Genomic DNA, 21,957 nt, shown 5'->3' with positions numbered 1-21,957 from the left:
CGGCTCACTTGCCGATGCAGAAGGTGGAGAAGATGCGGCCGAGGACCTGTTCGGGGTCGATGCGGCCGGTGATGCGGTCGAGGGCGCGGGCGGCGAGGCGGACGTCTTCGGCGGCGAGTTCCAGGTGTTCGTCCTGCCCCAAGGCGTGGCGAAGGCGGTCGGCGGCCTCGCTGAGGAGTTCCTGGTGCCGCAGGCGGGTGGCGGCCGGGGGCTCGGCGCCGGCCAGGGCGTCGACGATGCGCTCCTCCAGGGTCGACTTCAGCCACGCCAGGTCGCCGGGACCCTTGGACGTCATCTCGGCCGTCCCCAGACCCAGGCGCCTCGCCTGCTGGGCGGCCCAGGCGCCCATCGGGCCGGACGGCAGGTCGCGCTTGGTGATGAGGCAGAGATCCCCGGCGCGCAGCTCCATCGGCGCCTGGATGGCCGCGTCGCTGGATCCGTCGACCAGCCAGAGCCGCAGGTCAGCGCCGGCGGCCCAGGCGCGCGCGCGGCGCACGCCTTCGGCCTCGATCTCGTCACCGGTCTCGCGCAGGCCCGCGGTGTCGGCGAGCAGCGCCTTGTAGCCGGCCAACACCATCGGAACCTCGATGATGTCGCGCGTGGTGCCCGGCGTGGCGGTGACGATGGCCGCCTCGCGACCGGCGAGCGCGTTCAGCAGCGTGCTCTTGCCGGCGTTCGGTGCGCCGATCAGCGCGATCCGATAGCCTTCCCGCACGCGCTCCCCCCTCTCGGCGTCGGCCGCGGCCTGCTCCAGCTGGGCCACGAGGCGCTCCAGGGCGGGCCGTGCGCGGGCCGCCACGTCCTGGGGCACCTCTTCGTCCGGAAAGTCGACGGCGGCCTCCAGCATGGCCAGCGCCTCGACCAGCATGTCGCTCCAGCGGGCATGGACCTGAGACAGGCGCCCGCCCAGCTGGTCCAGGGCCTGGCGGCGCTGGGCGTCGGTCTCGGCGTCGACCAGATCGGCGACGCCTTCGGCCTGGGCGAGGTCGAGCTTGCCGTTCTCGAAGGCGCGACGGGTGAATTCCCCGGGTTCGGCCAGTCGCAGCCCCTGCCCGGCCAGCGCGTTCAGCAGCGCCGTCATCACGGCTGCGCCGCCGTGCACGTGAAACTCGACCACGTCCTCGCCGGTGTAGCTCTCGGGCCCCTCGAAGAAGAGGAGCAGCGCCCGGTCTATCTCCTCGCCGGTTTCGTCCTGCAGGGCCCGCAGGGTGGCGCGCCGCGCGGGCGGAACGCCGCCGCACAGGGCGTCCAGGACGTCGCGGGTCTTGGGCCCCGACACGCGCACCACCGCCACCGCCGCCCGGCCCGCCGCCGTGGCCGGGGCGTAGATGGTGTCGGTCATTTTCGGGGTGTCGTGGCGACTTCCATGAACTTGCGGAACTGTTCCTGGGCGCCGGTGCCGAAGGACATCCAGTTCTTCATGAAGTCCTCCGGATTCAGCATGTTGATGTTGGCGTCGATGCGCTTGGTCATCTCGCTGACCAGGTGATCGTTCAACCCGCTGACGTCTGGCAGGCCCATGAACCGCCGGGCTTCCTCCGGGGTGCAGTCCACCTCGATGGTCATCTTCATGACAACTGGCCCTTTCTATAGTGGCCCCTCATATGGCCGTGAGCCGGTCCGTTGCGCTAGAGCGTTCAGTGACCGACATCGGCGACAGCGCCCCGCCGCCGCTTCGCGCTCCCCTTCCCCGCAAGCGGGTGAGGACCCTGAAGCGGTCAAGGCGTGGCGCGGCCACAACGAAAGGACACGATGATGGGTGAGCGTATCAGGATCCAGACGCCGGACGGCGATTTCTCGGCCTATGTGGCGCGGCCCAAGGCGGAGAAAGCTCCCGCGGTCATCGTCATCCAGGAGATCTTCGGCGTGAACCAGGTGATGCGCGACATCACCGATTGGCTCGGCGCCCAGGGCTACCTGGCCATCTGCCCCGACCTGTTCTGGCGGATCGAGCCCGACATCGACATCACCGACCAGTCCGAAGCCGAATGGAAGCGGGCGTTCGAGCTGTTCAACGCGTTTGATACCGACCTTGGCGTCAAGGACATCCAGGCGACGATCAAGGCGGCCCGCGCCGATCACCAGGGCAACGGCAAGGTGGGCGCGGTCGGCTTCTGCCTGGGCGGCAAGCTGGCCTACCTGACGGCGACGCGGACCGACGCCGACGCGGCGGTCTCGTACTATGGTGTGGGCATCGAGACGCTGGTCGCCGAGGCCGAGAAGCTGACGCGGCCCCTCCTCATGCACATCGCCGAGGAGGACGCCTTCGTGCCGAAGGAGGCGCAGGCCATCATCCAGCAGGCGCTGAAGGACCACCCGCAGATCGAGATCCACACCTATCCCGGCCGCGACCACGCCTTCGCCCGCGAGGGGGGCGAGCACTATCATGAGGCCGACGCCAAGCTCGCCGGCGGCCGCACCCTGCAATTCTTCCAGAGGACGATCGGCTGATGCGCGCGGTTCGGTTTGAGAAGACGGGTGGGCCTGAGGTCTTCGAAGTCGTCGAGGTCGAGACCCCTGAGCCCAAGGCCGGCCAGGTGCGGGTGCGCCATGAGGCGATCGGCATCAACTTCATCGACACCTACCACCGCACCGGCCTCTACCCCGTGAAGCTGCCCTGCATCCCGGGCGGGGAAGCGGCGGGCGTGGTCGATGCGGTGGGGGAAGGTGTCACGCGGCTGAAGGCAGGCGATCGCGTCGCCTATTCCGGCGGGTTCGGCGCCTATGCCGACGCCAACGTGGTCCAGGCCGACCGGGCCGTGAAGCTGCCCGAGGGCATCGACACCCGGACCGCCGCGGCGATCCTGCTGAAGGGCATGACCACCGAGGCCTTCATCCGCCGGACCTATCCCGTGAAGGCCGGCGAGACGGTGCTGGTGCATGCGGCCGTGGGCGGCGTGGGCCAGATCATGACCCAGTGGCTGAAGGCCCTGGGCGCCGAGGTGATCGCCACGGTGGGATCCGAGGAGAAGGCGGCGAAAGCTCGCGAGCTGGGCGCCGACCACGTCATCCTCTACCGCGAACAGGACGTGGCCGCCGAGGTCCGGCGGATCACGGGCGGCAAGGGCGTGCCGGTGGCGTACGACTCCGTGGGCAAGGACACCTTCGAGGGCACCTTGGGCAGCCTGGCGCGGCGTGGCCTGTTCGTCAGCTTCGGCAACGCCTCGGGCCCGGTTCCGCCGTTCCCGCCGGCCCGGCTGGCCGCGGGGGGTTCGCTGTACCTGACCCGCCCCACTCTCTTCGACTACATCGTCACGCCCGAGGAGCTGGACGCCTCGGCCGCCGCGGTGTTCGACGTCGTGACGTCGGGCAAGGTGAAGATCGAGATCGGCCAGACCTTTGCACTGACCGACGCCCGCAAGGCCCACGAGGCGCTCGAGAGCCGCGCGACGGTCGGGGCGAGCCTGTTGATCCCGTAGCCTTAGTTGCTCCCCCTCTGGGGGAGCTGGCAGCGAAGCTGACTGAGGGGCTTCATCCACCGCTTGGGCGGAAGCCCCCTCCACCGCTTCGCGGTCCCCCTCCCCCTACGGGGGAGGAACTGGAACATCGGCACGCAGAGGGTAGCGCCCGCAAGCGGGTGTTTCACGTGAAACAGTGAAGCTAGCCATACCGGTAGGGCCGTTGATTCGTCCCCAGGGTATGGCCAGTCAGGCCTGCGGCCCGGCGTCGCAGTTTGGCTCTGTCGCGCAGCGAGGCGGCCACAGATACGACCGGCGGCGCTCAATTCGCCACAGGGGCAATTTTGGTCGCGGGCCTTTGATTTAGTTGGGGTTTTTGGGGCCGCTATGCTGCGACAGCGGCGCCAAAAGGTCGGTCACCTTCCGTCGCCGCGCTCCGCCCGACACTTCCCCAACCGACTGTCGCCTTCGGCTCCAGCCACCCTCCCCATGAAGGGGAGGGAGGAGCCGAGGCGCTCCTAGGTGTTCATGGACTGGAAGAAGTCGTCGTTGTTCTTCGACTGGCGCAGCTTGTCGAGCAGGAACTCGATCGCGTCCTGGGCGCCCATCGGCGAGAGGATCCGCCGCAGGATGTAGGTCTTCTGCAGGTTGACCTTGTCGGTGATCAGTTCGTCCTTCCGGGTGCCGGACTTCAGGACGTCGATGGCCGGGTAGATGCGCTTGTCGGCCACCTTCCGGTCGAGGACGATTTCCGAGTTACCGGTGCCCTTGAACTCTTCGAAGATCACTTCGTCCATCCGCGAGCCCGTATCGATCAGGGCCGTGGCGATGATGGTCAGCGAGCCGCCTTCCTCGATGTTCCGCGCCGCGCCGAAGAAGCGCTTGGGGCGCTGCAGGGCGTTGGCGTCGACACCGCCGGTCAGCACCTTGCCCGACGACGGGACCACGGTGTTGTAGGCGCGGCCCAGGCGGGTGACCGAGTCCAGCAGGATCACGACGTCGCGCTTGTGCTCGACCAGGCGCTTGGCCTTTTCGATCACCATCTCGGCCACCTGCACGTGACGGGTCGCGGGCTCGTCGAAGGTGGAGGAGATCACCTCGCCCTTCACCGTGCGCTGCATGTCGGTGACTTCTTCCGGGCGCTCGTCGATCAGCAGCACGATCAGGTAGCACTCGGGGTGGTTGGTCTCGATCGACTTGGCGATGTTCTGCAGCATCACCGTCTTACCGACGCGCGGCGGGGCGGTGATCAGGCAGCGTTGGCCCTTGCCCAGCGGCGCCACGATGTCGATGACCCGGCCCGAGCGGTCCTTCAGGGTCGGGTCCTGAATTTCCATCGTCAGGCGCTGGTCGGGATAAAGCGGCGTGAGGTTGTCGAACATCACCTTGTGGCGGACGTTCTCGGGCGCCTCGAAGTTGATCTGGCGCACGTTCACCAGGGCGAAATAGCGCTCACCTTCGCGCGGTGCGCGCACGGCGCCGACCACGGTGTCGCCAGTGCGCAGGCCGAACTTTCGGATCTGCGAGGGGCTGACGTAGACGTCGTCGGGGCCCGGCAGGTAGTTGGCTTCGGGCGAGCGCAGGAAGCCGAAGCCGTCCTGCACCACTTCCAGGGTGCCCGAGCCCTCGATCTCGACACCCTCTTCGGCGAGGGTCTTGAGGATCGCGAACATCATGTCCTGCTTGCGCATGGAGTTCGCGGATTCGACCTCCATCTGCTCGGCGAAGGCCAGCAGGTCGGCGGACGACTTGTCCTTCAGCTCCTGCAGCGACATGCGGGTAAGGCCCATGGCGGCGATCGCCTTGGCGGCCTGGCTAGGCTCTTCCGGTTCGTCATCGCCCTCGGCTTCGGCTTCCGCGCCGGCTTCAAGGGTGTCGACGTCGGCTTCGACGGCTTCGGCGGTGTCCGCCACCACCTCGTCTTCGCCGGTCGGTTCGTTGTCTTCGATTTGGTCAGTCATTTGATTTCACTTGAGATTGACGCACGCCAGGACGGAGTCCGGGCGCGGTCTGGAAGCGATGTGGGCGCTGGGGAGCGCCGATTTGGTTTCGTGGAGACCGGTGGATCTGCGGGCCAGGGCTGGCAGGACCGGTGAAAGGCGGGGCGCGCCGGAGTCCGACGCGTGGGTGAGGGGAACCACGGAACATGGGCCGCGGTCAATCTTGATGTGGGATCAGCGGGCCCAGAATTGAAGGGTTACGGCCAGGACCGCCACGACGGCGGCCAGGAACGGCAGTTCGTTGGTGGCGCGCCAGAACTTCGAGGTCCTGGGGCGCTGGCCCGCCAGGAACTTCTTGTACGAGCCGGCCAGGAAGCCGTGCCAGCCTGACAGGAAGATCACCGCCGCAAGCTTCACCGACATCCAGGGCTGGCCCAGGAACGCCCAGCCTTCACTGGCGCCGTAGACGTGCCAGACGATCAGGCTGACGCCGAGGATCCAGGTGAGGATCATCGCCGGATTGATGATGATCTTCAGGAGCTTGCGCTCCCAGACCAGGAAGTGGGCGTCGAACTCGCTGCCGGCCGGCGCCGTCTCGGTGTGGTAGGCGTAGAGCCGGGGCAGGTACATCATCCCCGCCATCCAGGCGATCACCGCGATGATGTGCAGCCCGCGCAGCAGGTCGAAGCTCAAGGATTCCGGCCAGCTCATTTCGCGCCCCCTTTGCACGGGCATTTGCCATGCGCCGCCGGACAGCGCCAAGCCCCGTGAGGCTGAACGCCCTCACGCGGCAGGGCGGCGGTCACGGCGTTGGCCAGTTCGCCGATGAAGGCCGGCTGCACGCCCGGAGTGCGGGCGCGGAGGTAGGGCGCGACGTTGTGGGTCTGGGCGAGCTCAGCGTACTCGTGGTCCAGCTCGACCAGGGTCTCGACGTGCTCGGATACGAAGGCGATGGGCGAGACGATCACCCCCTTGCCGTCGCGGCCCGCCGCCAGGATCGCGGTCTCGGTGGACGGCTCCAGCCACTTGAGGCGCCCCACCCGGCTCTGGAAGCAGACCTGCCAGTCGGTGAGTTCGGGCAGGCGGGCGGCGACCGCGGCGGCCGTGGCCTCGATCTGCGCCTGGTAGGGGTCGCCGCCGTCGACCACCTGCTGCGGCAGGCCGTGGGCCGAGAACAGCAGGCGCACGTTGGCGGGCTTGCCGGCCGCTTCCCAGACCTTGCGGATCTCGGCGGCGTGGGCCTCGGCGACCCCGTCCGAGGTGGGGTAGCAGCAGACAGTGCGGGTGCGGCCGGGGCCGGCGTAGACCTTCTCCCAGTCCTTCACCGACGAGCCGGTCGTGGTGGTGGAGAACTGCGGATAGAGCGGCAGCAGGACGATCTCGTCCGGCCCGTAGGCGGCGACCTCGCGGGCCGTCTCGGCCGCGAACGGCTTCCAGTAGCGCATGGCGATGAAGACGCGGGCCTCGTGGCCCTGCGCCTTGAGCACCGCCTCCAGCGCCTTCGCTTGGGCCTCGGTCTCGGGGAGCAACGGCGAGCGGCCGCCCATGATGGCGTAGTTGGCCTGGGCCGGCTTGTTGCGCGTGGTCGAGATCAGGGCGGCCAGCGGGTAGCGGGCCAGCGCGGGCAACTGGATGATCGCCGGGTCGCGGAACAGGTTGAACAGGAACGGCCGCACGGCCTTCAGGCTGTCGGGTCCGCCCAGGTTGAAGAGAACGACAGCGAGTTTCACGCGGCGGCCATCGCTGTGGCTTTCTTTCCCGTCACCCGTTCGACGACGCGGGCGATGTGCTCGATCGGGGTGTCGGGCATGACGCCGTGGCCCAGGTTGAAGATGTAGGGGCCGCCGGTCCATTGCTCGAGCAGGGTGTCGACGCGGGCGTCGAGCGCCGGCCCGCCGGAGAGCAGCAGCAGGTTGTCGAGCGCGCCCTGGATCGCCTGGCCCCCGGCCTGGATCCGGCGACCCAGCGCGGCGCTGGCCTGGGTGTCGAGGGCGACGGCCTGGACCGGGACCTCGGCGGCGTAGCGTTCCACCAGGGCGCCGGCGCTGCGGGGGAAGCCGATGAAGGGGGTGTCGACCCCGGCGGCGCGGACCTTCTCGATGATGCGCCGGTGGGGGCCGATCACGATCCGCTCGAAGACGTCCTCGGCCAGGTTGTCGGCCCAGCTCTCGAACAGCTTCAGCACCTGGGCGCCGGACTTCGACTGCATGACCAGGTAGCGGGCAGTGGCCTCGACCAGAACGTCCAGCAGGGCGTCGAGCTCGTCGGCGTGACGGTAGGCGTAGGTGCGGGCCGCCTCGCGCTGGGAGCCGCGGCCCTCCAGCATGTAGGTGGCCACGGTCCAGGGGGCGCCGGCGAATCCGATCAGGGCGCGCTCGGGCTCCAGCTCGGCGCGGACCCGGCTCAACGTCTCGCCGATGTTGGCCAGCTTGGCGGTCGAGCCGTCGATGGCGTCCTGCAGGTCTCCGATGCGGGGCAGCGGGCCCAGGCGGGGGCCCTCGCCCGCCTCGAACCAGACCTCCTGGCCCAGGGCTTGGGGGATCAGCAGGATGTCGGCAAAGACGATGGCCGCGTCCATCGGGAAGCGGCGCATGGGCTGCAGCGTCGCCTCGGCCGCCTTCTCGGGATCGAAGCAGAACGAGATGAAGTCGCTGGTCGTCGCCCGCAACGCCCGGTACTCGGGCAGGGACCGGCCGGCCTGGCGCATGAACCACACCGGCGGGCGATCCAGGGTCTCTCCGGCCAGGGTGCGCAGGAGGCGGGGCGTCTCGGTCGTCATCGGCCCCTTAAAGCCCCTTGGCCCGCAAGGCTCAAGCCCGGCCAGCCAGACCTTCTTCTCTTCTAATCAAAAGGAATCTTGAAAGGATGGAAGCAGGAGAGGTTAGGCCTGCCGACAGTGGGGAAAAGATTGACAATCCCTTGACGGCCAACAGCTCGCCCACAGGCCGTCCCAGATTTGCGACGCAGGTGTGAAACGCCTGTGAGTCCCGGGGACTGACGGCCGCTCGGCTTGAAGCGATTGGATTTTGGCAGCGCGGGGCCGGGAACAGTCCCGGGCGCCGCCGGCGATGTCCCGGCCTTCCCCGAGCGCGGCTCGAAAACGGCGCCCCGGCGGATCAGGCTGGGGGTTAATGAGAGGTTAACGCCACGAACTGTCCTCGTGTTTCCTTTGCGTCGCGCTCGACGGCCGGCGCGGCGCTCTCTATCCCCATCGCGAGACACAGCCGCTAAACAGACGTCCACAGGTTTCGTCCCCAAGGTTATTTTCGGAGCCCGTCCGCTTGCCGAACTCAGCCCCGCCCAGGCTCGCCACCTACTTCCATGTCCACCTGGTGTCGGACTCGACCGGTGAGACGCTGAACGCCATGGCGCGCGCCGTCTGCGCACGGTTCGAGAACGTGCTGCCCATCGAGCACATCTACGCCCTGGTGCGATCCCAGCGTCAGCTGGACCGGGCGCTGGGCGACATCGAGGAGGCGCCGGGCATCGTCCTGCATACCATCGTCGACGACCAGCTGCGTGCGGCGCTGGAGGAAGGGTGCCGGCGGATGGACATGCCGTGCCTACCGGCGCTGGACCCGCTGGTGGCGGCGATGCAGCGCTACCTGGGGGCGGCGACGACCACGCGGGTGGGCGCGCACCTGCGGCTGGACAACGACTACTTCAACCGCATGGACGCCCTGAACTACGCCATCGGCCACGACGACGGCCAGGGCGGGCAGGATCTGGACCAGGCCGACGTAGTGCTGCTGGGCGTGTCGCGGACGTCGAAGACACCGACCTGCATCTATCTGGCGCACCGCGGCATCCGGGCGGCGAACGTGCCCCTGGTGCCGGGCCGGCCGCTGCCGGAAAAGCTGATGACGCTGAAGAACGCGCTGATCGTGGGCCTGCTGATCTCGCCCGACCGGCTGATCCAGATCCGCCGCAACCGCCTGCTGAGCCTGAAGGAAAACCGCGACACCAGCTACACCGAGCAGGAAGCGGTGCGGGAAGAGATCATCGCGGCGCGGCGGCTGTACGAGCGCAACAACTGGCCCACCATCGACGTGACCCGCCGCTCGGTCGAGGAGACGGCGGCCGCGGTGCTGAACCTGCTGCACAAGGGCCACGGCCAGGTCGAGGTGCTGGGGTGAGCCTGATCCTGGCGTCGAAGAGCGCGGCCCGACGCGCGGTGCTGGACGGCGCGGGCGTCCGCTACGAGGCGCGCGTCGCCGGCGTCGACGAGGACGCGGCGAAGGCTTCGCTGCTGGCCGAGGGGGCGGGCCCGCGGGAGATCGCTGACGCGCTGGCGGAGTTGAAGGCGATCCGGGTATCGGCGGGGCGGCCTGACTTCGTGATCGGTTCGGACCAGACTCTGGACCTGGACGGCCGGCTCTATGACAAGGCCGAGAGCGTGGAGGCGGCCCGCGAGCGCCTGAGGCTGCTCCGCGGCCGGACCCACAAGCTGCACTCGGCGGTGGTGGTGGCGAAGGAAGGGACGCCGATCTGGCGCGAGATCGTCACGGCCAGCCTGACGATGCGCGACTTCTCGGACGCATTTCTCGAGGACTATCTGGCGCAGGAGGGCGAGCAGGCGCTGGGATCGGTGGGCTGTTACCGCCTGGAGGGTCCGGGCGCGCAGCTGTTCTCCAAGATCGAGGGCGACTACTTCGCGATCCTCGGCCTGCCGCTGATGGGCCTGCTGGACCTGCTGCGGCGCCATGGGGAGCTGACGGCATGATCACCGGGAAGACGGTGGTCGCGGGCGTCGTCGGGCACCCGGTCAGCCACTCCATGTCGCCGCGCCTGCACAACGCCTGGCTCGCGGCCGCGGGGATCGATGGGGTCTATGTGCCGTTCTCGCCGGGGGCTCACGGGTTTCAGCGGCTGGTCGAGGGCTTCCGCGGCGGGGCCATCCGTGGGCTGAACGTCACCCTGCCCTTCAAGGAACAGGCGCTGAAACTGGCTGACCGGCGGACCGACCTGGCCGAGCGGGCGGCGGCGGCGAACCTGCTGGTGTTCGAACCGGACGGCCGCATCCTGGCCGACAACACCGATGGCGTGGGCCTCATGCGGGCTTTCGCGGTCCAGGCGCCGAAGTGGAGCGCCGACCGGGGACCGGTGACCGTGGTGGGCGCGGGCGGCGCGGCCCGGGGCGCGGTGGCGGCTTTGCTCGCGGCCGGGGCGCCCAAGGTGTTCGTGGTCAACCGGACGCTCGAAAAGGCCGAGGCGATCGCCCAGGCGCTGGGGCCGCAGGTGAAGCCGCTGCCGTTGCTGCATGCGGTGGGCGCGCTGCGGGATTCGACCGCGGTGATCAACGCGACCTCGGCCGGCGTGGGCGCCGGGACCGGGCTGGACCTGCCGCTGGAGGCGACGCCCGACGGCTGCGTGGTCATGGACATGTTCTACAAGCCGGTGGTGACGCCGTTCCTGGAGCAGGCTCAGGGCCTGGGCCGGCCGATCGTCGACGGGCTGCAGATGCTGATCGGCCAGGCCGAGCCCTCGTTCGAGGCGTTCTTCGGGGCGTGGCCGCCGGCAGATGTGGATGTGCGCGCGCTGGCGCTGGAGGCTATAGGGCAATGAAGATCATCGGCCTGACCGGCTCGATCGGCATGGGCAAGTCGACCACGGCGGCGATGTTCCGCGAGGCCGGGATCCCGGTCTATGACGCCGACGCCGAGGTGCATAAGGCCTACGACGTGGGCGGAGCCGCGGTCGAGCCGGTGGGCGCGGCGTTTCCGGGCGTCGTGAAGGACGGCAAGGTCGACCGCGAGGAACTGCGCAAGCGCGTGCTGGGCAATCCTGAGGCGCTGAAGGTGCTGAACGGCATCGTCCATCCTATCGTGGGCCGGGCGCGTGCGGCGGTGTTCGAAGAGGCCGAGAAGGCTGGGGCCGACATGGTGGTCCTGGATGTGCCCCTGATCTTCGAGACCGGCGGCGAGAAGAACATGCACAAGGTGATCGTGGTGTCCGCCCCGGCCGAAATGCAGCGGGCCCGTGTGCTGGCGCGGGAGGGCATGACGCCCGAACGCCTGGAGGCGATCCTGGCCCAGCAGACCCCCGATGCCGAGAAGCGGGCGCGGGCCGACTATGTCGTCGATACCGGCCAGGGGCTGGAGCACGCCCGAGAGCAGGTGACGGCGATCATCGCGGACCTGCGGAAGCGTTAGCCAGGGCCGTGGTCGTTGCTCAAAACCCTCTCCCCCTTGCGGGGAGAGGGTTGGGAGTGGGGGTTGTCGGCTCTGAGCCCGAAAGTTCGCACCCCCACCCCCGACCCCTCCCCGCAAGGGGGAGGGGCGCAGGAAGTTCCGCCCCCAGCTCGTCTACGATCCCAATCGGAACGGTACCGTGCGCCGTTCGTGCTGCGGCACGCTGAGACGGCGGTCCACCGGGGGGAAGGCGCGCTGGGCGCAGTTGTCGCGTTCGCAGATGCGGCAGCTGGTGCCGATGGGGGCCGCCGGGCCCTTCAGGTCCAGGCCTTCGGAATAGACCAGCTCGTGGGCGTGCTCGATCTCGCAGCCGAAGCCCAGGACGTAGCGCCGGTCGGGCGTCAGGTAGCTCTCTGACCGCTTTACCACCGCGCGCGCCACGCACAGGTAGCGGACGTTGTCGGGCATGGCGGCCACCTGCACCAGGAACCGGTCGGGCGAGGCCACCGCGTCGTGGACGTTCCACAGCGGGCAGGCGCCCCCGAAGCGGGCGAAGCGGAAGCGGGTGGCGCTGTGGCGCTTGGTGATGTTGCCGGCGTAGTCCAGCCGCACGAAGTACATCGGCACGCCCCGCTGGCCGGGCCGCTGAAGGGTGGAGAGCCGGTGGCACACCTGCTCGAGGCTGGCCCCGAACAGGGCCGCGAGCTGTTCCACGTCGTGGCGCAGCTCGCGCGCCGAGGCCGAGAAGCGCCGATAGGGGGTGAGAAGCGCGCCAGCCGCGTAGTTGCCCAGCCCCACGCGACAGACATCCACCGCCTCGCGGCTCTTGAACCGCGCCTGGCTGAGCTCGTTCTCGATGACGTCCGACAGGTTGGCCACCGTCACGTGGAAGGCCATCTGGAACGCCCGCGTGGCGGCCGGCTGGCTGGCGTTGATCCACAGCTCGTGGGTGGCCGGATCGTAGCGGCGCATCACGTCGCCCAGCGCCGCATAGCGCACCCGCACGCCCAGGCGCTCGCGCAGGTACATCTCCATCAGCATGTCGGGCGAACCGGACGCGTCGAGGCCGATCTCCTGGGCCAGGTCCTCGGCCGCGTGGTCCAGGCTGTCGACGTAGTTGTCCTTGAAGTGGAAGAAGTCGCGGACTTCCTCGTAGGGCAGCAGCGAGCTGGCGGCCGTGGCCTCGTCCAGCGACACCGCCTCCTCGGTCAGCTTCAGGCGTTCGCCCAGCCGGTGATTGGCGCGGTGCAGGTCGAGGAACCGCCGGGCCAAGGCCGGCGACTGCTGGGCCACCTGGCGCAGCTCGGACAGGGGGATCGGGTCATCCCCGGCCACGTCGGCCACCGCCTCGCGCAAGTCGGCGATCAGGCGCTGGTCGTCATCGGCTTCGAAGGTCGACGCGGGAACGCCGAACGTCTCGATCAGCCCCATCAGCACACGGTCGGTGACGGGCCGCTGGTTGGCCTCGATCTGCGAGAGATAGCTGACCGAGATGCCCAGCCGACGCGCGCAGGACTCCAGCCGCCACCCGTGCCGCGCCCGCAGCGCCCGCACCTTCGGTCCCACAAAAAGCTTGTAGCGCATTTTGCAATTTCACAAACGGGGGTCCGCAGGAGGCCAATTCTTCGCACGCTTTTCCTTGTCGCGCGAAGGAAAACGAGGCTCCCTCCCGGTCGCGCCTCACGGAACGTGATCCTCCTCAGCTCCACAACGCAACTTTGCGGACCTGTGGACGGATCGCCCGGCGAAGGCGTGAGGAACGCTCCAACGGACAGGACCCATGACTGTCGAGAACATCCATCATCTGCCCCGCCTCGGCATGGCCGGCGCCATGCGTCTCTTCGGCCTGACGGCCCGCGCCCTGCGCTTCTATGAGGAGAAGGGCCTGGTCGAAGCTCGCCGCGACCGGCTGAACGCCCGCTTCTACGACCCGGCGGCGCGCCGTCGGCTTGAGTGGATCTCGCGCCTACGCAAGGCCGGTGTCTCGCTGCCCGATATCGAGGAAGTGCTGCACGCCGAGGACGAAGGCGCCAGCGGCCGCGACTGCGCCATGCGCAAGCTGGAGGCCCGCCGCGAGGCGCTGGCCGCCGAGATGAGCCGCCTGGACCAGGCGCTCACCGAGTTCAAGTCGGCCCCCGCCGCCCCGTCGGCCCCGCGCCGCCTGGGCGTGACGGCGCAAGCCTGAGGCGCGTCGGCGCCCTGAAGACCTGAACCACGGACGACACGGAATACACGGAAGGCAGCCCAGGCCCCTTCCGTGTCATTCCGTGCTTTCCGTGGTCTTCTCGCTATTGCCTGCGGCGCCTAGTGGCGGAAGACGCGGACGCCGGTGAAGACCATGGCGAGACCGCGTTCGTCGGCCGCCTCGATCACCTTGTCGTCGCCGATCGATCCGCCCGGCTGGATCACCGCCGTGCAACCGGCGTCGGCCGCCTGGATCAGCCCGTCCGGGAACGGGAAGAAGGCCTCCGACGCGCAGGCCGAGCCTTTCAGGTCGAGCCCGAAGTCCGCGGCCCGCAGCGCGGCGATCCGCGCCGAGTCCTTACGGTTCATCTGGCCCGCGCCGACGCCCAACGTCTGCCCGTCACGGGCGTAGACGATGGCGTTCGACTTCACGTGCTTGGCGATCGTGAAGGCGAACAGCATGTCGCGGACCTCGGCCTCGGTGGGCGCGCGCTGGGTGACGACCTTGAGGTCGGCCGCGGTCAGGCGCGCGGTGTCGCGGCTCTGAACCAGAAAGCCGCCCGAGACAGACTTGAACGTCTCGCCGGGGGCCAAGGGGTCGGGCAGGCCGCCGGTCACCAGCAATCGCACGTTCTTCTTCTTGCGGAAGAGGGCAATGGCGTCCTCGTCGGCCTCGGGGGCGATCACCACCTCGGTGAAGATTTCCAGCGCCTTGGCCGCGGTCGCCGCGTCGAGGCGGCTGTTCAGCGCCACGATGCCGCCGAACGCGCTGGTGGGATCGCAGGCCAGGGCCCGCTCATACGCCTCCAGTAACGAGGCGCCGGTGGCCACGCCGCACGGGTTGGCGTGCTTGATGATCGCGCAGGCCGGCCCGGCGGCGGGATCGAACTCGGCGATCAACTCGAAGGCCGCGTCGGTGTCGTTGATGTTGTTGTAGCTGAGCTCCTTGCCCTGCAGCTGGGTGGCGGTGGCCACGCCGATCCGCGGGTTGGGGAAGCGGTAGAAGCTGGCCGCCTGATGCGGGTTCTCGCCGTAGCGCATCGTCTGCGCCAGCTCGCCGGCGATGGACTTGCGGGCCGGCGCGGTCTCGCCCAGCTGCTGGGCGAACCAGGCCGAGATGGCCGAGTCGTAAGAGGCCGTCCGCCCGTAGGCGCGGGCGGCGAGGCGCTTGCGAAGGTCGAGCGAGGTGGCGCCGCCGTCAGCCAGTTCGGCCAGCACCTCGGCCATGTCGGCCGGATCGGTGCAGATGGCGACATAGCCGTGGTTCTTGGCCGCCGAGCGGATCATCGCCGGGCCGCCGATGTCGATGTTCTCGACGCAGGCAGCGTAGTCGCCGCCCGCGGCCACGGTGGCCTCGAACGGGTAGAGGTTCACGTAGACCAGGTCGATCGCACCGATGCCGTGCGCGTCCATCGCCTGCTTGTGGGCCGGCGCGTCCCGCACGCCCAGGAGGCCGCCGTGGACGACGGGGTGCAGGGTCTTCACCCGGCCGTCCATCATTTCGGGGAAGCCGGTCAGGTCGGAGACGTCCTTCACCGGCAGGCCGGCGTCGGCGATGGCCTTGCGGGTGCCGCCGGTCGAGACCAGCTCGACGCCCAGGGCGGCCAGCTGCCTGGCGGCGTCGACGAGACCGGTCTTGTCCGAGACCGACAGCAAGGCGCGGCGGACGGTGACCTTGTCGGGGGCGGGCGGGAAATCAGGGGCGGCGGGCACGGCATTCTCCTTAAGGAAACGAAGGAAGAAATGCCCAGGCGCGCGGCGGATGTGGTCCCAGCGCTCCCCGGTGGTCGCCCACCTTTAGTCGCCAGTCACGCGGGATGGGCGGGTGCTACGCCGCCCGGGGCGGCGGGTCAATCGGTTGGCTCGCCGGCGCGAGCTTCCACCGCACCCGGGCCCCGGAATCGGCGCGGCGCTGGCCGGTCAGCACCAGCTGCGACCCTGGCCGGCCGCGCCGCGCCAGGGGCTCCAGGCTGATGTCGAGCACGTCGTTGCGCAGGATCCAGCCGTCGCTCACGCCCTCGACCCGCAGCAGGACGCTGCGCCGGTCCTGGCTGACCAGGGCGCGCACGCCGGGCGCCAGCGGGAAGCGCAGGACATAGGGCACGAAGTGGCGGCCGTCGGGGCCCTGCGCCTTGGCAGTCGGCGTCAGCCGGTCCTCGCCCCGCAGCTCGCCGGCGCGGAGGTCGAGATAGAGCCGGCGCTGGTGCATCAGACCGTGGCCGCGCATCCAGCCGTGGTGGGCGAGGTCGATCCACAGGGCATCGGGCGCCTCGTGGCGCTGGACATCGACCGCGGCGTCGCAGTCCACCAGCCGCGCCCCCAGCGCGCGGGCCGCAAAGCCGCCGAGGACACGACCCAGCCCGGTCTCGCCCACCTCGACCGTCGCCCCGCCGGCCAACGCACGGCCCGTCCCGCTGATCAGGCGGTGGCCGCCCACCAGAACCTCGAGCCCGAGCGGCTGGGCGGCGGCGGTCAGTGACCAGGGCCCGGCGGGCGGCGGCGCGACATCGACCATCACCTGCAGCCCGCGCGAGTCCAGCCGCTGGACGCCGCCCAGTTCGGTGGGCGTCGGGCGATCGCCGGTCTCGTCCTGGGCGCGGGCGGCGGCGACATAAGGGGCGGTGCGCGGTCGGCCGCCGTGGAAAGCGGCTAGGGCGCCGTCCGCCAGGGTGGCGAACCGGACGCCGACGGCCAGCCGGTCGATGGCCCGCTGGACCGCGTCGGGCGCCGCCTGGCCCTTCTGGATCAGCGCGTCGTCCAGGGTCTGCAGGTCGAACAGGAGGTCCAGCGCCAGGTCGGCGCGCCGCGTGGCGTGGCCGCCGTCGGGACGTACGGTGAGATCCAGCGCTCGCGGCAGGCGCGCCAGGGCGCGGGCCAGCAGCTTGCGGCCGGCCGGGCCGCGCAGGGCCGCGCCGGCCACGGCGGCGGCGACGCTGCGCTGCGCGCTCTCGGCGACGTCGCCGGGGAACAGAAGGTCGCGGGCCTGGCGGGCGAGGTCCGCCGCCAGCTGGGCCGTCTCGGCCTCCGACGCCCGGGCCGCCAGCAGCGGCCCGGCGCAGGCCAGGTTGTAGACCCGCCGCGCCATCACCTGTGGCGCCCAGGCGAAGCTGTTCCACTTGCCGAAGAGGCGACGCCATTCCAGCACCAGCCGCAGCGCCTCGGCGGCGCCCTCGGGGCCCGTGGCGATCAGGTGCGGCAGCCAGTCGAACCGGTGCAGCGCCTCGGCGAAGCCGCGGCTGGGACTGGGGCGGTCCCAGGGGTCGCCGCGCACGCCGACCGCCAGCGACTGGCCCGCGAGCACGAACGCGCCGGCCAGGATCGCCTCGCCGGCGTCGCGGTCGACCGGGCGGTAGTCGCGGGCCTGGATGCCGAAGCCGTCTGGGCGCGGGCCGGTGGTCGCCCAGCGATAGGGGCGCGAGGCGCGCCATTCCTCGGACAGGGCGCGGCCGGTCGCGACGGCGAGCGCCAGGGCCAGATGGCGGCCGGGCAGGCGCGGCGCTGGGAGCCCGGCCATCGCGACGGTCAGCCCCGGAGGGCGGCGATGTTGGCGGCGTAACGCTCCGGGCCGCCGCGGAACACCGCCGTGCCGGCGACCAGGGCTGTGGCCCCGGCGGCGATGCACAGAGGCGCGGTCTCCGGCGTGACCCCGCCGTCCACCTCCAGCGGGATGTCGCGCCCCTCGGCGTCGATCATCTTGCGCAGCGCCTCGATCTTGCGGAGCTGGGAATGCATGAAGGTCTGGCCGCCGAAGCCGGGGTTGATCGACATGACGAGGATCAGGTCGATCTCGTCCATCATCCACTGGATCACGCCGGGGTCGGTCGAGGGGTTGAACACCACGCCCGCCTTGGCCCCGAGCTTGCGGATCTGCTTCAGCGTGCGGTTCAGGTGGGGCCCGGCTTCGGGGTGCACGCTGATGTAGTCGGCGCCCGCGGCCCGGAAGGCCTCGAGGTAGGGGTCGGCGGGGCTGATCATCAGGTGGACGTCGAAGGGAATCTTCGCATGCGGGCGCAGCGCCTTCACGATGTCGGGGCCCAGGGTGATGTTCGGCACGAAGTGGCCGTCCATCACGTCGACGTGGACCCAGTCGGCGCCGGCCGCCTCGATGGCGGCGACCTCCTCGCCCAGCTTTGCGAAATCCGAGGCGAGGATGGACGGGGCGATGATCACAGGCTTGGCCATGTCCCCGCTTACCGCGATGCGGGGCCGACTGCCAATCTCGGCTCGTGATCGGAGTAGCTTGCGGGGGAGGGGGACCGCGTAGCGGTGGAGGGGGCGCTAAGCTCGACGGGCGTCAGGCCTTGCGCAGACGCGCCACGTAGAAGCCGTCGGTCCCGCCCTCGCGATGATGGGGCAGGATCCGGAGCGTCCCGTCGTCGCGCCGCGAGGCCTCGGGCGAGCCGCCCTCGCCGGCGGCGATCGGGTCCAGCGTGAAGGCCTTGTGGCGCGCCAGGAAGTGGGCGACCTGCCCCTCGCCCTCTTCGTGTTCCAGCGAGCAGACGCAGTAGACGAGGCGTCCGCCCGGCTTTACCCGGCGCGCCGCCGAGTCCAGCAGCTTCATCTGCACCTGGGCCAGCTTGGGGATGTCGGCGGGGCTGGCCACCCACAGCACGTCGGGGTGGCGGCGAAAGGTGCCGGTGGCCGAACAGGGCGCGTCCAGCAGCACCGCGTCGAATTCGCGGGTGTCGCGCCACTCGGCGGCGTCGGCCACGGCCACCTCGGCGCCCAGGCCCGTGCGGCTGAGGTTCTCCGAGACCCGCTTGATGCGGCCGGCCGAGCGGTCGAGGGCGACCACCTTGGCGCCGGCCGCCGCGAGCTGCAGCGTCTTGCCGCCGGGGGCGGCGCACATGTCGAGCGCGGTCTCGCCGCGCTGGACCTTGAGCAGGCGGGCGGGGACGGCGGCCGAGGCGTCCTGCACCCACCAGCGGCCGGCGTCGAAGCCGGGCCAGGTCGAGATCTCGCCCTTAAGGCCGGCGCGCAGCTGGCCCTCGGGCAGAACGGTCGCCTCCAGCTCGGCGGCCGCCTCGGCGGCGTCGGCGGGGTCCTGCAACGTGACGTCGGTCGCGGGCTCGGCGGCGACCATGGCGGCGATGGCGCGCGCGGCCTCGGGCCCATAGGCGGCGCGCCAGCGGGCGGCCAGCCAGGTGGGCAGCATCAGCTCTGGCTCGTCCAGGTCCACCGGCTCGCGGGTGAAGCCGCGCAGCACGGCGTTGACCAGCCCCTTGAAGACTTCGCCGCCCTTCTGGGCCGCGGCCAGGTCGACAGTGGCGCCCACCGCGGCGTGGGCCGGGGTCTTCAGCACCAGCAGCTGGGCGGCGCCCAGACGCAGCACGTTCACGATCCGCTCGGGCGGGGCCTTCTTGATCCGCGACTGCAGCGCGGTGTCGATGGGGCCCAGATGGCGCAGGGTCGCCATGACCAGGGCGCGGGCGAACGCGCGGTCGCGCGGCTCCAGCGCCGCCATGGCGGGATGGTTCAGGCCCTCGTCCAGGCCGGCGCGGCGCGACAGCGCCGTTCCGAGCAGATCTAGGGCGGCGGCGCGGGCCGGAAGGCCGCGGATGTCGTCGGTTTCGCTCACGGCGGGCGGCGTGCCCGCTTGGAGCCGGCGGCGCAAGGGATTAGATCAGGCGCATGGACGATCTTCCGCCCAACGCCGCCCCCGGCAAAGAGCTCTCGCCCGCCGCCCGCCGCGCCCTGGAGGAGGCCGCCGCCCGTCAGGCCGCCGAGGCGGACGCCGCCGCCCGGGAACCTGAGGAGGGTGGCCCCAAGGGCCCTGAGCCCACCCGCTTCGGCGACTGGGAGCGCAAGGGCCTGGCGATCGACTTCTAGGGCAGATCAAGCTCGATAGTCGGCGATTGCAGCCTCGACATCGGGATCAACGCCTCGCCCTCGCGGCGATAGACCCGAACCACATGGCTGGCGATCCGGTGCAGGATCGCGTCGTAGCGCAACCGCCGCGCCTGGACAGCGCCGCCCGGCGGGGCGGTGAACGTCACGGTCACCGTCATCACCGCGACGCCGTCGCGGGCCCCAGCCTCCGCCGCTGACGCCCGCTTGCGCCAGGTCCGGCCGTCCGCCCCCACGATGTCGGCGTGCCGCAGGATATAGTCGCCGGCATCGGCGGCGGGCCGGTCGTCGGTTGCAGCCTTGAGTTCCGAGATCGGCAGGTCCGCGACGAGCTGGACCCCGCCGGGGCTCACCTGCGCCACGACCGTCGAATGGGGCATGGCGTGAGCCCAGATGCCGGTCGGTGCGAAGGCGCTCGTACAGAGCAGCCCGAGCAGGCCTCGCCGCCGCATCAGCGGGCGAACGCGCCGCCGTAGTCGGCCAGCTTGTCGCGCCAGATTGTATGGTAGTGAACCTTGGTCTCGTCGGCGACGGCGGGCTGGACGATGAACTCGATCCAGACGCGTGGCCCGTCGATGCGGACGTACGAGCCGGGCTTCGACAGGTCGGCCGCGCCGGCGACGCCCACATAGGTCTGGGCCAGCGCCGAGGGCGAGGTGTAGTCCTCCATCAGCGGCTTCGCGATCGCATCGTTCGGCAGCTCGACCCATCGCCCCATCGCCGCGCGGACCAGGGCCTGCTGGGCGGGCGGCAGGGCCCTATAGGCGACCCCGCGACCCTTGGCCCCCTGCGGATAGGTGATCGGGAAGTCCGTGTCGCCGTCCGGCGTGGAGCCGCGCGTTACGTCCCGGAACTCGCCGTCCAGCTTCGCCGCCGGGGTCCCCACCAGCGCCGTCGCCACGGCGCGCATGGCGCCGGCCTGGGGCGCCAGGGGCTCGTAGGCGCGGTCGCTTAACTTGAACTCCACAGGCTCGACCCCGTCGAACAGCGGCGTGGCGCTGACGTGGGGGGCGTTGAAGGTGATGTTCAGCGCGATGTGGTGACCGTCGACCTTGAGGCTCCACGGCTTATCGGCCGACGGCTCCCCGATGAAGGCGACGAAGTAGTTGGCCGCATCCCAGCCGATCGCGTCCCGGTCGAGGGGCTTCAGCGCGGCGTCGGCAGCGCGGATGTCGTCCAGCAGCTGAATCCCGCAGCTGCTGAGCGCCGTCTTCAGCAGCGCATTGGCCGTCTTGGTCTGCGCCTCGTTCAGGTCGCCGAGGCGCACGCCCACCCGAGGCGCGAGGGCCAGCGGCAGGTTCGACCAGCGGGTGGCGGCCTGCTTGCTGTGGGTGCGCACGGCGGTCATGCCCTGGATCGGTCCCAGGCTGTCGAGAAAAGCCTTGGCCGCGGCGTGCGCCGGCGCGGCGCCGCCCGGGGCGCTGGTACAGTCGTGACCTTCGTGCGCCGCCGCCGCGCCCGCCATCAAGCTCGCCGCGAGTGAAAGCGCCGCCAGCCGCCGCGTCCGTCGATGCGCCATGAAGATCTCCCCCGACCCCTGGCGCGACCTTAGGCCGTTCGTCAAACGAGGCAATCGACCCGTGTCAGGCGCCGCTCATCTCGTTGGCGACCCGGCGGGCGGCGGCGTGGGGGTCGTTGGCGGCGGTGATCGGGCGGCCGCAGACGATGTGGCTGGCCCCGGCCTTCAGGGCGTCGAGCGGCGTGGCGGCGCGGGCCTGGTCGTTCTTGGCCGACCAGTCGGGCCGCACGCCGGGCGTCACCACCAGGAAGTCCCTGCCGCCCAGGGCCCGGGCCAGCGCGGCCTCGTGCGGGCTGGAGATCACCCCGTCGCAGCCGGCCGCGATCGCCTGATGGATGCGCCGCTCGACCAGCGCGCGGGCGGTCTCGTGGTAACCTGTCTCGATGAGGTCCTCGTCCGACAAGCTGGTCAGCACCGTCACGGCCAGGACCTTCAGGTTCGAGCCGCCCTTGCCGCGCACCGCCGCCGCCATCACCTGCGGCTCGCCGTGCACCGTCAGGAAGTCGCAGCCCGACTGCGCCAAGACCGAGGTCGCGCGCTGCACCGTCGTGCCGATGTCGTGCAGCTTCCAGTCCAGGAACACCTGCTTGCCGGCCGCCTTCAGCTCGTGCGCCAGCGTCATCCCGTCCGACGCGAAGAGTTCCAGGCCGACCTTGTAGAAGCTGATCGAGTCCCCGAGCGTCTCGACCATCGCCCGGGCCTCGTCGACCGTGGGCAGGTCGAGCGGCACGATCAGACGCGGGTCGGGCTTGACGGCGGGGTGCGCGAGCGCGGCTTCGGCGGCCATGGCGAGGGGCTCCGGCTAGAGCCCGTCCCGGCCGGCAGGCCGGGGGAACGTGCTCGCAGTTTGGATTCCGAGGCCTTTCGCCCGCCCATGACGGCGTCATGGCCGGAAGGCCTCGGGGCGGGGTGTTCCGCCTTAATGAATCTGGGCTAAG

General features: G+C 70.4%; 22 protein-coding genes and 1 riboswitch. Of the genes, 8 read left to right on the top strand and 14 right to left on the bottom strand.

Features of this window, described 5'->3' with window-relative positions:
* Positions 1 to 4 precede the first annotated feature (4 nt).
* Both mnmE and ACQ66R_RS12885 read right to left on the bottom strand, forming a co-directional pair.
* On the bottom strand, positions 5 to 1,342 hold the full coding sequence (gene mnmE / locus ACQ66R_RS12890) for a tRNA uridine-5-carboxymethylaminomethyl(34) synthesis GTPase MnmE (RefSeq protein WP_430422540.1): 1,338 nt from the start codon (positions 1,340 to 1,342) through the stop codon (positions 5 to 7).
* Positions 1,339 to 1,572 carry a DUF6489 family protein gene (locus tag ACQ66R_RS12885; protein WP_430422538.1) on the bottom strand — a complete coding sequence of 78 codons (234 nt, stop codon included), beginning with the start codon at positions 1,570 to 1,572 and terminating at the stop codon, positions 1,339 to 1,341. Before ACQ66R_RS12885 ends, mnmE begins: the two co-directional genes overlap by 4 nt.
* Positions 1,573 to 1,755: 183 nt before the next feature.
* On the opposite strand from ACQ66R_RS12885, the gene ACQ66R_RS12880 reads away from it, so the two are divergent.
* Together ACQ66R_RS12880 and ACQ66R_RS12875 are read left to right on the top strand one after the other, a co-directional pair.
* Positions 1,756 to 2,451: a dienelactone hydrolase family protein gene (locus ACQ66R_RS12880; RefSeq protein WP_430422536.1), complete on the top strand. Its 696-nt coding sequence runs from the start codon at positions 1,756 to 1,758 to the stop codon at positions 2,449 to 2,451.
* Entirely contained in the window at positions 2,451 to 3,419 is a 969-nt protein-coding gene (locus ACQ66R_RS12875) for a quinone oxidoreductase family protein (RefSeq protein ID WP_430422534.1), read from the top strand. The genes ACQ66R_RS12880 and ACQ66R_RS12875 overlap by 1 nt, the downstream gene beginning before the upstream one ends.
* A 497-nt stretch (positions 3,420 to 3,916) precedes the next feature.
* Here ACQ66R_RS12875 and rho read toward each other — a convergent pair whose 3' ends face one another.
* From rho to hemE, 4 genes are all read right to left on the bottom strand, one after another.
* On the bottom strand, positions 3,917 to 5,359 hold the full coding sequence (gene rho, locus ACQ66R_RS12870; RefSeq protein ID WP_430422532.1) for a transcription termination factor Rho: 1,443 nt from the start codon (positions 5,357 to 5,359) through the stop codon (positions 3,917 to 3,919).
* A gap of 213 nt (positions 5,360 to 5,572) precedes the next feature.
* Positions 5,573 to 6,049: a CopD family protein gene (locus ACQ66R_RS12865; protein WP_430422530.1), complete on the bottom strand. Its 477-nt coding sequence runs from the start codon at positions 6,047 to 6,049 to the stop codon at positions 5,573 to 5,575.
* Entirely contained in the window at positions 6,046 to 7,068 is a 1,023-nt protein-coding gene (hemH, locus tag ACQ66R_RS12860; protein ID WP_430422528.1) for a ferrochelatase, read from the bottom strand. The genes ACQ66R_RS12865 and hemH overlap by 4 nt, the downstream gene beginning before the upstream one ends.
* Positions 7,065 to 8,117, bottom strand: a complete 1,053-nt coding sequence (hemE, locus tag ACQ66R_RS12855) for a uroporphyrinogen decarboxylase (RefSeq protein WP_430422527.1) — start codon at positions 8,115 to 8,117, stop codon at positions 7,065 to 7,067. Before hemE ends, hemH begins: the two co-directional genes overlap by 4 nt.
* A gap of 502 nt (positions 8,118 to 8,619) precedes the next feature.
* Here hemE and ACQ66R_RS12850 point away from each other — a divergent pair.
* From ACQ66R_RS12850 to coaE, 4 genes are read left to right on the top strand one after another with little or no spacing between them, the layout of a single operon-like run.
* Positions 8,620 to 9,474 carry a pyruvate, water dikinase regulatory protein gene (locus tag ACQ66R_RS12850; RefSeq protein WP_421936873.1) on the top strand — a complete coding sequence of 285 codons (855 nt, stop codon included), beginning with the start codon at positions 8,620 to 8,622 and terminating at the stop codon, positions 9,472 to 9,474.
* Complete coding sequence (locus tag ACQ66R_RS12845) at positions 9,471 to 10,061, top strand: Maf family protein (RefSeq protein ID WP_430422525.1); 591 nt, start codon at positions 9,471 to 9,473, stop codon at positions 10,059 to 10,061. Before ACQ66R_RS12850 ends, ACQ66R_RS12845 begins: the two co-directional genes overlap by 4 nt.
* Positions 10,058 to 10,903 (top strand): shikimate dehydrogenase family protein, encoded by an 846-nt coding sequence (locus tag ACQ66R_RS12840; protein ID WP_430422523.1) that lies wholly within the window; start codon positions 10,058 to 10,060, stop codon positions 10,901 to 10,903. The genes ACQ66R_RS12845 and ACQ66R_RS12840 overlap by 4 nt, the downstream gene beginning before the upstream one ends.
* Positions 10,900 to 11,490, top strand: coding sequence for a dephospho-CoA kinase (gene coaE / locus ACQ66R_RS12835; protein WP_430422522.1), 591 nt, complete (start codon positions 10,900 to 10,902; stop codon positions 11,488 to 11,490). The genes ACQ66R_RS12840 and coaE overlap by 4 nt, the downstream gene beginning before the upstream one ends.
* 153 nt (positions 11,491 to 11,643) lie before the next feature.
* On the opposite strand, the gene ACQ66R_RS12830 is transcribed toward coaE, so the two are convergent.
* On the bottom strand, positions 11,644 to 13,053 hold the full coding sequence (locus ACQ66R_RS12830) for a helix-turn-helix domain-containing protein (protein WP_430422520.1): 1,410 nt from the start codon (positions 13,051 to 13,053) through the stop codon (positions 11,644 to 11,646).
* 196 nt (positions 13,054 to 13,249) lie between these two features.
* Between ACQ66R_RS12830 and ACQ66R_RS12825 the strand changes: the two genes are divergently transcribed.
* On the top strand, positions 13,250 to 13,654 hold the full coding sequence (locus tag ACQ66R_RS12825; protein WP_430422518.1) for a MerR family transcriptional regulator: 405 nt from the start codon (positions 13,250 to 13,252) through the stop codon (positions 13,652 to 13,654).
* A 119-nt stretch (positions 13,655 to 13,773) separates the two neighbouring features.
* Here ACQ66R_RS12825 and purH read toward each other — a convergent pair whose 3' ends face one another.
* The 4 genes from purH to ACQ66R_RS12805 form a co-directional block, all read right to left on the bottom strand.
* On the bottom strand, positions 13,774 to 15,366 hold the full coding sequence (gene purH, locus ACQ66R_RS12820) for a bifunctional phosphoribosylaminoimidazolecarboxamide formyltransferase/IMP cyclohydrolase (RefSeq protein WP_430422516.1): 1,593 nt from the start codon (positions 15,364 to 15,366) through the stop codon (positions 13,774 to 13,776).
* Positions 15,367 to 15,391: 25 nt separating this feature from the next.
* Positions 15,392 to 15,475: riboswitch (ZMP/ZTP riboswitch) on the bottom strand.
* A gap of 6 nt (positions 15,476 to 15,481) precedes the next feature.
* Positions 15,482 to 17,167 (bottom strand): heparinase II/III family protein, encoded by a 1,686-nt coding sequence (locus ACQ66R_RS12815; protein WP_430422515.1) that lies wholly within the window; start codon positions 17,165 to 17,167, stop codon positions 15,482 to 15,484.
* Between the two features lie 8 nt (positions 17,168 to 17,175).
* On the bottom strand, positions 17,176 to 17,835 hold the full coding sequence (gene rpe / locus ACQ66R_RS12810) for a ribulose-phosphate 3-epimerase (protein ID WP_430422513.1): 660 nt from the start codon (positions 17,833 to 17,835) through the stop codon (positions 17,176 to 17,178).
* Between the two features lie 112 nt (positions 17,836 to 17,947).
* On the bottom strand, positions 17,948 to 19,231 hold the full coding sequence (locus ACQ66R_RS12805; protein ID WP_430422511.1) for an RsmB/NOP family class I SAM-dependent RNA methyltransferase: 1,284 nt from the start codon (positions 19,229 to 19,231) through the stop codon (positions 17,948 to 17,950).
* A 53-nt stretch (positions 19,232 to 19,284) separates the two neighbouring features.
* On the opposite strand from ACQ66R_RS12805, the gene ACQ66R_RS12800 reads away from it, so the two are divergent.
* Positions 19,285 to 19,482, top strand: coding sequence for a DUF1674 domain-containing protein (locus tag ACQ66R_RS12800; RefSeq protein ID WP_430422509.1), 198 nt, complete (start codon positions 19,285 to 19,287; stop codon positions 19,480 to 19,482).
* On the opposite strand, the gene ACQ66R_RS12795 is transcribed toward ACQ66R_RS12800, so the two are convergent.
* The 3 genes from ACQ66R_RS12795 to pyrF form a co-directional block, all read right to left on the bottom strand.
* Complete coding sequence (locus ACQ66R_RS12795; RefSeq protein WP_430422507.1) at positions 19,479 to 19,880, bottom strand: hypothetical protein; 402 nt, start codon at positions 19,878 to 19,880, stop codon at positions 19,479 to 19,481. The genes ACQ66R_RS12800 and ACQ66R_RS12795 overlap by 4 nt on opposite strands.
* A gap of 71 nt (positions 19,881 to 19,951) precedes the next feature.
* Complete coding sequence (locus ACQ66R_RS12790; protein WP_430422506.1) at positions 19,952 to 21,019, bottom strand: DUF3500 domain-containing protein; 1,068 nt, start codon at positions 21,017 to 21,019, stop codon at positions 19,952 to 19,954.
* A gap of 64 nt (positions 21,020 to 21,083) precedes the next feature.
* Positions 21,084 to 21,806 carry an orotidine-5'-phosphate decarboxylase gene (pyrF, locus tag ACQ66R_RS12785; RefSeq protein WP_430422504.1) on the bottom strand — a complete coding sequence of 241 codons (723 nt, stop codon included), beginning with the start codon at positions 21,804 to 21,806 and terminating at the stop codon, positions 21,084 to 21,086.
* Positions 21,807 to 21,957 lie beyond the last annotated feature (151 nt).

The sequence above is a fragment of the Phenylobacterium sp. genome (assembly GCF_965284355.1).
Lineage (GTDB): Bacteria > Pseudomonadota > Alphaproteobacteria > Caulobacterales > Caulobacteraceae > Phenylobacterium.
The sequence above is the reverse complement of the archived record's forward strand: the minus strand, read 5'-3'. Positions and strand labels throughout refer to the sequence as shown.